Origin of the sequence: Acetobacter fallax (genome assembly GCF_011516735.1) — a bacterium.
GTDB lineage: Bacteria > Pseudomonadota > Alphaproteobacteria > Acetobacterales > Acetobacteraceae > Acetobacter > Acetobacter fallax.
In genome coordinates, this window is the sequence record NZ_WOSX01000069.1 from 1 (window position 1) to 9,622 (window position 9,622).

The window sequence follows — 9,622 nt, forward strand, 5'->3', positions numbered from 1 at the left end:
AGAAGAGCCTTGCGCTCCTCCGTTTTGATTACGGCGTTCGCGGCTTCGCGATCATCGTCGAAGGACTGAGACCGCTGACCAGATACATGATGGCGAAGCGAACGAAAACATGGAGGGTTCGAAAAACCCCTATCCAAGCTTTTGTGTAATGCGCAATATCAATGAGTTATGACTCTGCTGTGATCGAAAAAGGAGGGTTTTTAGAACCCTCCATCTGCCTGTGCTGCCAGCCCAGCAGGTGTGATGAACGGAACGATATAGGTGTAGAGAACATTGTGCGCGAGCATCCAGGCCATCACAACGCCCAGAACAGACCGCACGCCAGGCGTTCGCAGAACACGCCGGAAAGGCAGGCGCTCATGATGCGCTATGCCAGGAAAATCAGGAACCTTTGCCAGAACCCAGACAATCAGCAGGAGGGTCAGTCCCGACATGATCCAGAAAGCCAGCCTCCATCCCAGAACAGCACCCAACCACGTCCCGGCGGGAACCCCGATCGAGAGCGCGATCGGCGTGCCCACCATGGCAATCGCCAGAGCGCGGCCCTGCCGGGCGCGCGTCACCATCCTGCGCGCATAGCCAGCCAGTAACGCCCAGGCGAGACCCGCCGCCGCACCCGCTCCGTAACGGGCCACGAGAGTCGCGCCATAATGCGTCGAAAACGCGGTGATGGAATTGAAGATCACAAAGCCGATGATCGCCAGCAGCAGAACCCGTCTCCGCCGCCATCGCTGTGTGGCAAGTGTCAGCGGGATCGCAGCGGAGAGGGAGCCGAAGGCATAAGCCGTGACCATCTGTCCTGCCAGCGCCGGGGAAATACGCAGGCCGGCCCCGATCTCGGGCAGAAGACCGGCCGGAAGAGTTTCGGTCATGATGCAGATAAAGCCGGTCATGGCCAGTGCGAGCAGGCCAGATACAGGTAGTCTGTCATCGGGGCTCTTGCTGGTGGATGTCATATCGAGGGTCATGTGGCTCTCATATATAGATCGATCGGTACATATATGAGAGCCGCAAAATCCTGGCAATCCACTTCTGGATCACTTAATATGAAAGTCTTTCAGAAGGAGCGACAGCATGGCGCGGACAGGTCGTCCCCGTGAGTTTGACAGGGACAGGGCGATTGACGCCGCTACGGCGCTTTTCTGGTCGCAGGGCTATGAACCGACCTCCCTGACGCAACTCAGGTCCTGCATGGGCAACATTTCGCCCGCGAGCTTCTACGCCGCGTTCGGCTCGAAGGAAGCCCTGTTTCGCGAAGTCGTGCAGCATTATCTGGCGACTTACGGACAGGTCATGGCGCCCTTATGGGACGAAAGCCTGGCACCGCGCGATGCGATCGAACGGACGTTGCGCGGCTCGGCACGCATGCAGGCTGCCCGCACACACCCGGCCGGATGTCTGGTCGTGTCCGGCGCCAGCAACTGCTCACCCGAAAACGAACCTGTACAGGCTCTTCTTGCCGAAGAGAGAAAGCGGACGCGGGCAGGCATCCGGGCCTGCGTGAAACGCGCCATTGCCAGCGGTGAACTTCAGGATTCCACAGTAACAAAAGTTCTTCCTGATATTCTCGCGACATTTTTCCATGGCATGACATGCGAAGCCAGGGACGGGATGACGTCAAAAAATCTGGATGCGGCCGTCACATCCCTTCTTACATTGTGGGATATCAACGCAGTGAAGCCCGAAACAGAAAAACGGTCAAAAAAACGCTGAGCAGCTAAAGGAGACGAGGGCATCCGGGCCCGGCATCCATTTTCCGTATTACTCATTCCATAATTCCTTGACCATAGATATACATGCATATTATGGACTGATCAGTACGGAATTATATTCCGGAACATATCACCGTGTCTCGGTCAGGGAATCACGTTTATGAACAAACAAAAAATCGCATTCGTCACGGGCGCCAATCGCGGTATCGGCTACAGTATTGCGAAGCACCTGATTGCCTCCGGCATCAGCGTGATCGGCACCTGGCACGCCAATGAAGACGAGGCGAAAGCAGCCGAAACTGCCCTCAGCCAGGGCGACGCAAAGCTGCACATGCTGCAACTGGATATCGCGAACCATGCGTCGTTCACGGATTTTGCAGAGCGGGTCAGAGCCCTTCTCGCAAACGCGTTCGGACAGCAGGCACTGAATTATGTTGTCCAGAACGCCGGCAATATCATCCACACGCGCTTCGATGCCGCGACGTCCGAACAACTCGACAATCAGTACAACATTCACTTCAAGGGCCCCTACCTGCTGACGGTAGCCCTTCTGCCCCTGATCCGCGATGGTGGTCGCATCCTCAACATTACCTCCGCCGCAACACGCTTCTATCTGACGGATCATGGTCCCTACTCGGCCATGAAAGCGGCGACCGAGGTCATTTCGCTCTATATAGCGAAGGAACTGGGCGAGCGCGGTATTACGGTCAATGCCGTCGCCCCCGGCGCGGTTGCCTCGGACTTCGGTGACGGTCTGGTCCGTGACGATGCCATGATCAACAAGAGTCTCGCAGAAATCACGCCTCTGGGGCGGGTCGGACAACCCGATGACATCGGAGCTGCGGTCCGTGCCCTTCTGTCTGACGACATGCGCTGGGTGAATGGTCAACGCATCGAGGTGACAGGAGGTCAGTCGTTATGACAGCCAGACAGTCACAACCGGGAGAGTCCCTATGATCCACGTTATGGCCAGCAGCGTCATTCCTGCGCCCGTTTCATCCGTCTGGAGGCTGATCCGTGATTTCAGCGCCCTTGGAAGCTGGTTGCCGGGCGTGAAAAGCTGCGTGATCGAAGGCGATGAGCCCGGCGACCGCGTCGGTGCGATCCGCCGTGTTGAAATGGGGGATGTCGGGCTTATCCGTGAACAACTGCTGGCGCTTTCCGACGTGGATCATGCGGTAACGTTCTCGATCGTTGAATCAGCCCTGCCGATCCGGAACTATCGTTCTACGATCAGCCTTCTTCCCATAACGGCGATCAACGGCACGTTCATCCGGTGGCAGGGGCAATTCGAGGCGCCGGCCGATCACGCCGCCAGTACGGAGGCCCGGATGCCGACACACATCTACCAACCCGCCTTCGATAAAATCGCAATGATACTGGCATCAGAGGCAACATTGTTATGAGCAGCTTTCATGGCAAATCCGTTCTCGTGCTGGGCGGCAGTCGTGGGATTGGGGCCGCCATCGTGCGTCGTTTCGCAACGGATGGCGCGAAAGTCATTTTCACGTATCTGTCCTCCCCTGATGACGCTCACGCCCTGTCGGCCGAGACCGGCAGCAAGGCCATGCGCGCCGACAGTGGCGACCGGGACGCCCTCATCGCGCTGATCAACTCGCTCGGCCCTCTGGATGTGCTGGTCGTCAATTCCGGAATTCTTGGCGCGGGCGATCCACTGGATATGCCGCCGGATGACATCGACCGGCTTTTCCGTATCAATATCCACGCGCCGTACCACGCGGCGGTTGCCGCCGCACGAAATATGCCTGACGGAGGCCGCATCATCTTCATCGGCTCAGCCAATGCCGACCGTATGCCGATGAGTGGACTTGCTGCCTACAGTGCCAGCAAATCGGCATTGAAAGGCATGGCCAGGGGACTGGCGCGTGATTTCGGGGCGCGCGGCATCACCGTCAATGTCGTCCAGCCCGGTCCCACCGATACCGACATGAACCCTGCTGAGGGGCCGCTGAAGGACATAATGCACGGCTTCATGGCGATCAAACGCCATGCCACGGGTGCAGAGATCGCGGGGCTGGTAGCGTATCTTGCCGGGCCAGAGGCTGGCATCATCACCGGCGCCGCATACAACATCGATGGTGGCTTTGCCGCCTGACGGAATGACTGATCTCCAACCACTCGCTGGAAAACAGGAACGAAGCCCATGATTCACTCACCCGACAGCGCCGCCCGGTCCGGCATTTTCAGGATCGGCGGCGATCTTGACATCAACCGGCTCGGTTTCGGCGCAATGCGCATTACCGGCAAAGGCATATGGGGTCCGCCTGCCGACCATGACGAAGCCATCCGCACGCTGAAGCGCCTTCCCGAACTCGGGGTCAACTTCATCGACACCGCCGATTCCTACGGACCCGATGTCTCAGAATGGCTGATCAAAGAGGCGCTGCATCCCTATCCTAAGGGCCTCGTGATCGCGACAAAGAGCGGCCTGACCCGTTCGGGACCGGACATCTGGAAGCCGGTCGGGCGACCGGAATATCTGCTGCAGCAGGTGCACAAGAGCCTGCGCAATCTCGGCGTCGAGCAGATCGATCTGTGGCAGTTGCACCGGATCGACCCCAGAGTTCCGGCGGACGAGCAGTTCGATGCGGTGCGGTCCTTCATCGATCAGAAACTGATCCGCCATGCAGGACTGAGCGAGGTCTCCGTCGAAAACATCAAGTCGGCGTCGAAGTTCTTTGATGTCGCGACCGTCCAGAACCGCTACAATCTCGTCGATCGCACGAGCGAGGACGTGCTCGATTACTGCGCGGCACAGAACATCGGGTTCATCCCGTGGTTCCCGCTCGCGGCCGGCGACCTCGCCAAACCGGGATCGATTCTGGACACCATGGCGAAGAAATACGGCGCCCATCCCAGCCAGATCGCTCTTGCCTGGGTCCTGAAGCGCAGCAAGGTGATGCTGCCGATTCCCGGCACCTCGAAAGTCGCGCATCTGGAGCAGAACGTCGCCGCTGCCGACATCACACTCTCCGACGAGGACTTCGCGGCTCTGGATGCGGAAGGACGCAAGGCGTTCCGGTCAACGCCGTAGGTGAGCGCTCCCGGACAGTCATAGTCCCAGTGCCGAAAGGCCGGGGTGACTGTCAGGACGTCGTCCCTCAGGCCAGTGAAACAGGCGGCTGGTGGCTGAAATGGGTTGGTCGTTGATTGACGCCACGCGGTAACGCATCAACCCGTTTTCATCGAATTCCCAGTTCTCGTTCCCATGCGATCTGAACCATTGGCCGGTCTGGTCCTGCCATTCATACGCAAAACGGACCGCGATCCGGTTGTCCTGAAAAGCCCAGAGTTCCTTGATGAGCCGATATTCCTGCTCCCGCTCCCATTTCCGCGTCAGGAACGTCACAATGTCCTCTCGTCCGCGGATGAATTCCGAGCGATTGCGCCACTGGCTATCGGGCGTATAGGCCTGCGCCACTTTTTCAGGATCCTGGCCGTTCCAGGCATCTTCCGCGAGACGGACCTTCTGAACAGCGGTTTCGGCATTAAAGGGGGGAAACGGGGGTCGGGACATTGGGAATTCCGCCTCTGATTCAAGGATGGATCACGGATCGATCCGGCATCTGCCAGTGTTTCCCGGAAGAGTGTTTGACGAAAGGACAATGATCCCTCATTTCAGGACATGTCCAGACAGATCGGTATTCTTCTCTATCCTGACTTCCAGTTGCTCGACGCGGCCGGAGTGACGGCAGCCTTCGAGATCGCCGGTGCATTTGGGGGCGCTCCGTATGAGACGACGCCCCTGTCCCGACATGGCGGCCTGGTCCGGTCGTCTTCCGGGATGGCGATCGAGACCGTCCCGCTCGCGACGGCGGGATCTTTTGACACGCTCGTCGTCGTCGGGGGCGAAGGTCACAAACAGGCCATGACCTGCCCGGAGTTACTGGCCTTCATCCGATATCAGGCGACCACGGCACGTCGGATATGCAGCGTGTGTACAGGAGCTTTTCTGCTGGCGGCGGCCGGCCTGCTCGATGGACGCCGCGTGACGACGCACTGGCAACAGGCCGGAACCCTGACAGCACAGTTTCCGGAAGTCAGGGTCTCGGCAGATGCCATTCATGTCCAGGATGGCCCGGTCTGGACGTCTGCGGGCATCAGCGCAGGAATCGACATGGCTCTGGCGCTGGTGACCGAAGATCTCGGTGCGGATATCGGGCGCCGCACGGCCCAGCAGATGGTGGTTTTCTATCACCGCCCCGGAGGACAGTCCCAGTTCTCGGCTCTCCTTGAGATGGGAAACACTGAGGAACGCTTTGCCGGGCTTCCGGGGTGGATCCGGTCCAACCTGAAACAGCGCCTGACCGTGGACGTCCTCGCCAGCCAGGTCGGTATGAGCCCCCGAAATTTTTCACGCAGCTTCCGGGCAGCCGTGGGAATGAGCCCCGCCAGAGCAGTCGAACGACTGCGTCTGGAAGCCGCACGGGAGCGTGTCGAGCGATCCACGCTCCCCATCGAAACCATTGCTGTCATGACCGGGTTCCATGATCCCGAGCGGATGCGGCGTGCCTTCCTGCGTGAGTTTCACCAACCGCCTCAGGCTGTCCGGCGAAATGCAAATGGCAATCCGGGCTAAAAAACGCCCGGGTCACGCTCAGCATGTGAGCGTCCGCTTCTGGTGGAGTTGTATGGCGAATATTCCGAGGGTCGTCGCCGGCTTGCCCGGTTCTTCCCAGGTATCACCGGCATAGAACAGCTCTTTGTGATTTCCGAAAAACGCAAATAAGTGAGCGACGAATTTCATTTTCGGATTGAACAGGCTGGCATCCCGTAACTAAAAGTCTTTCGGCAGAGGGTACTGCAAGCGGAAAGCCTGCAGCACCACGCACCAAAACGGTTCTGGTTCGAACAGGCTTCCAGAATTAAGCGGTGGCAATAGCGTCAAGGCGCGCCTGAACATCAGCCGACAGTTCCAGCGTTGCTGCTGCAAGATTTTCCAACAAATGAAGGGGATTTGAAGTCCCCGGGATGAGGAGCAGGTTAGGTGAACGGGCCAGCAACCAGGCGAGCGCAACCTGCAACGGGCTTCCTCCGATATCGGCTGCAATCCCGGACAGGACATCCGACTGGATCGGACTGAACCCACCCAACGGAAAAAATGGTACATAGGCAATGTCCTGTGCGGCCAGCGCGTCGATCAGCCCATCATCCTTTCTATGAACAAGGTTGTAATGGTTCTGCACGCATACGACCGGCGCGATCGTCTGCGCTTCGGCCACCTGCGCGGCAGTCGCATTGCTGAGGCCGAGATGACGGATGAGGCCCTGTTCACGGAGAGCAGCCAGTGCCGAAAACGGCTCTGCCAGCGAGCCTTCTTTGGGAGCAAAGATGTCACCCATCAGCCGCAGGTTAACCACCTCAAGCCGATCAAGCCCCAGATTGCGCAGATTGTCATGCACGGCCCTGGTCAGATCTTCCGCGTTCTGGGCTGGCTGCCATGACGCATCCTCACCACGCACCGCACCAACTTTGGTCACGATCATGAGGTCATCGCCGTAAGGATGCAGCGCCTCGCGGATGATCTGGTTGGTGACATGCGGCCCATAGAAGTCGCTGGTATCGATATGATTGACGCCAGCTTCGACAGCGGTGCGAAGCACAGCAACAGCGGCTTCGCGGTCCCGTGGCGGTCCGAATACACCAGGGCCAGCAAGCTGCATCGCCCCATATCCCATGCGGTTCACGACACGGTCGCCGAGTGAAAAAGTTCCTGCATTGGCACGACTGCTCATTGGTATCTCCTTGATAAGGGGTGCACACCAAACATGGACTACGCTCGAATGATCGATAAGTTGTTCAATCCTGAACGGGCTGTACGGAAATTCGCACAATGTCATCCGAGCTTGATGATCTTTCAGCCTTCGTCGCTGTTGCACGGGCGGGTGGTTTTCGCGAGGCTGCGCGCGTTTCAGGTTTTTCAGCGTCCGGACTCAGCGAAGCTCTGCGGCGACTGGAAACCCGTCTTGGTACGCGGCTGCTTCATCGCAGCACACGCAGCATCTCGCTGACAGAAACGGGCGCCCGGCTGTTCGAGCGGCTTTCGCCAGCCCTTACTGAGATCAGCGCCGCGCTCGATACGGTCCATACGCAAACCGACCAGCCTGCGGGCACGATCCGCCTCAATGTGCCGGCCAATGTGGCCCGGACTGTGCTACCGGGCATTCTGTCGCCCTTCTTGCTTGCTCACCCGCAAATCCGCGTGGAAGTGACGGTCGAGGATAGTTTTATCGATATTCTCGCCTCTGGCGCGGATGCAGGCATCCGTTATGAAGAACGTCTGGAACAGGATATGATTGCTGTCCCCATCGGGCCGGGCACTCAGCGTGTTCTTACTGCGGCCGCACCATCCTATCTGTCTGCGAAGGGACGTCCCAGGCATCCAGGCGAGTTGCTGGAACACTCCTGTCTGCGTCTTCGCTTCTCCAGCGGCGCGCCAGCCATGTGGGAGTTCGAGAAAAACAGCGAGATTATTCGCCTCGATCCACCAGGGCCTTTATTGGTCCAGCCCGGATCAGCCTGCGATCTCCTGGTTGAAACGGCCACAGCGGGTCTTGGCATCGTCTGTCTGTTTGAAGACTGGCTGGCTCCTCACATCCGCAGCGGCGCGCTGGAAGTGGTGCTTGAAGACTGGGCCACACCTTTTTCAGGACCGATGCTTTACTATTCTGGTCGCCGCCAGTTGCCGCCGCCGCTGCGCGCGTTCATAGATTTCATTCGCTCGCGTCAGTCTCCGGCATAATGAGTGCCATCGTGATGCATATGAAGGAACAATCGAAATCTGCTTCAATGTCGAGATTTTTTATTTGCAGACAGACAGGCTGTGGTCTCCATCATTTTTACCATCGGAGTTTCAGTCAGAGCGTCTCCACTGAACTCTGAATCGTTGTGATGACACTGAAGGTGCATTGTGATTCACCATTTTTATTGATGGTGATGGCGCGAGCATTGAGTGACGATCTTCGGGAGCGGGTTCTGGAAGCTGGAGCAGTGGGCGGGTCAACTCGTTCAGTGGCGAAGCAGTGCGGGATCGGGATTTCGACGGCGATCCGATGGCTTCGGCGTGAGCGTGAAAGCGGCGAACGGGTAGCGCGCCGCCAGGGCAAGCCGCGATGGGAGCCTCTTCAAATGAGAGGATCGGAACGTCCGTGATTTTTCGGGCCAGTGTTGAACGCTTGTGGTCAGGTTTGCGGGATGCGGCGGTTTCCAGATCAACATTGAGGCGGATCACCAGATCCGGCTTATAATGCGTCATCCACGCGTACAAGCGACGTTCAAGAGCGGTTAACATATGGACCACACTGCCATTTTCCGGCGAAAATGTGAGTGCAGGACTGTCAAGTCCCCCTGGCAAAGCAATCTGTGGGTAGCGGTCCGTAAGAACGATAATCCCCTTATTGTGTAATCTCAGCATTCTCCGGAATCGCAAAACGCGACGCATAGAAAATGCGAAGATGATCAGGGCGGGGGAAAAACGGGTTCGACCCTCAAGACGGGTCTGCTCTGTGGTATGGGAGATGTGCCGGTCTGCACAACTGCCGACAAATGGCAGACATGCGATGATCCATCCCAGAGATCCCGTTTGCTTTCCCAGATGGCAGAACGCGACCCGTCGATGCTGACGCATCCAGTCGAGCAAGGCAGATCCTGTTGTGGTTTTGCCGCGTCCGTCGGACCCTATGATGGCAATAATAGGCACAGAACTAGCCCATCTTATTCACGGGGGCGGTCGAGACTGGGCGGCGGGTATCGCCTAAGCTTTTGATTGGGTTTACGAATTGGGTGTCAAAGCCATCCGTTTCTCCGATCACGCCGAGCCACACCCGCCATGTCCGACGATACGAGCCAGCCGTTCCTGTTTCCAGCCATCCGACACAAGAAAATCACGG

The 9,622-nt window shown here is 58.2% G+C and carries 10 protein-coding genes and 1 pseudogene; 7 read left to right on the forward strand and 4 right to left on the reverse strand.

The genetic code is table 11. The annotated features are described in order from the left end of the window. Positions 1-212: 212 nt before the first annotated feature. Positions 213-968, reverse strand: a pseudogene (locus GOB85_RS17550) (MFS transporter); the annotation flags it as partial. A gap of 106 nt (positions 969-1,074) precedes the next feature. On the opposite strand from GOB85_RS17550, the gene GOB85_RS17555 reads away from it, so the two are divergent. The 5 genes from GOB85_RS17555 to GOB85_RS17575 all read left to right on the forward strand — a co-directional run bounded on the left by GOB85_RS17555 (position 1,075) and on the right by GOB85_RS17575 (position 4,767). Then, positions 1,075-1,713, forward strand: coding sequence for a TetR/AcrR family transcriptional regulator (locus tag GOB85_RS17555; RefSeq protein ID WP_173578712.1), 639 nt, complete (start codon positions 1,075-1,077; stop codon positions 1,711-1,713). 159 nt (positions 1,714-1,872) lie between these two features. Beyond that, complete coding sequence (locus tag GOB85_RS17560) at positions 1,873-2,634, forward strand: SDR family NAD(P)-dependent oxidoreductase (protein ID WP_173578713.1); 762 nt, start codon at positions 1,873-1,875, stop codon at positions 2,632-2,634. Between the two features lie 31 nt (positions 2,635-2,665). Beyond that, complete coding sequence (locus GOB85_RS17565; protein ID WP_173578714.1) at positions 2,666-3,118, forward strand: SRPBCC family protein; 453 nt, start codon at positions 2,666-2,668, stop codon at positions 3,116-3,118. Continuing rightward, positions 3,115-3,828 (forward strand): SDR family oxidoreductase, encoded by a 714-nt coding sequence (gene bdcA, locus GOB85_RS17570; protein WP_173578715.1) that lies wholly within the window; start codon positions 3,115-3,117, stop codon positions 3,826-3,828. The genes GOB85_RS17565 and bdcA overlap by 4 nt, the downstream gene beginning before the upstream one ends. Before the next feature lie 48 nt (positions 3,829-3,876). Then, positions 3,877-4,767: an aldo/keto reductase gene (locus tag GOB85_RS17575; protein ID WP_173578716.1), complete on the forward strand. Its 891-nt coding sequence runs from the start codon at positions 3,877-3,879 to the stop codon at positions 4,765-4,767. An 18-nt stretch (positions 4,768-4,785) separates the two neighbouring features. On the opposite strand, the gene GOB85_RS17580 is transcribed toward GOB85_RS17575, so the two are convergent. Then, positions 4,786-5,250, reverse strand: a complete 465-nt coding sequence (locus GOB85_RS17580) for a nuclear transport factor 2 family protein (protein ID WP_173578717.1) — start codon at positions 5,248-5,250, stop codon at positions 4,786-4,788. Between the two features lie 108 nt (positions 5,251-5,358). Here GOB85_RS17580 and GOB85_RS17585 point away from each other — a divergent pair, with 108 nt between their 5' ends. Beyond that, positions 5,359-6,312, forward strand: coding sequence for a GlxA family transcriptional regulator (locus GOB85_RS17585; RefSeq protein WP_173578718.1), 954 nt, complete (start codon positions 5,359-5,361; stop codon positions 6,310-6,312). A 286-nt stretch (positions 6,313-6,598) separates the two neighbouring features. Here the strand turns inward: GOB85_RS17585 and GOB85_RS17590 are convergent, their stop codons facing one another. Then, positions 6,599-7,468 carry an aldo/keto reductase family oxidoreductase gene (locus GOB85_RS17590; protein ID WP_173578719.1) on the reverse strand — a complete coding sequence of 290 codons (870 nt, stop codon included), beginning with the start codon at positions 7,466-7,468 and terminating at the stop codon, positions 6,599-6,601. A gap of 98 nt (positions 7,469-7,566) precedes the next feature. Here GOB85_RS17590 and GOB85_RS17595 point away from each other — a divergent pair, with 98 nt between their 5' ends. Further along, positions 7,567-8,475 carry a LysR family transcriptional regulator gene (locus GOB85_RS17595; protein ID WP_173578720.1) on the forward strand — a complete coding sequence of 303 codons (909 nt, stop codon included), beginning with the start codon at positions 7,567-7,569 and terminating at the stop codon, positions 8,473-8,475. A 111-nt stretch (positions 8,476-8,586) separates the two neighbouring features. Here GOB85_RS17595 and GOB85_RS19885 read toward each other — a convergent pair whose 3' ends face one another. Next, complete coding sequence (locus GOB85_RS19885) at positions 8,587-9,033, reverse strand: hypothetical protein (protein ID WP_456304249.1); 447 nt, start codon at positions 9,031-9,033, stop codon at positions 8,587-8,589. Between the last annotated feature and the right edge of the window lie 589 nt (positions 9,034-9,622).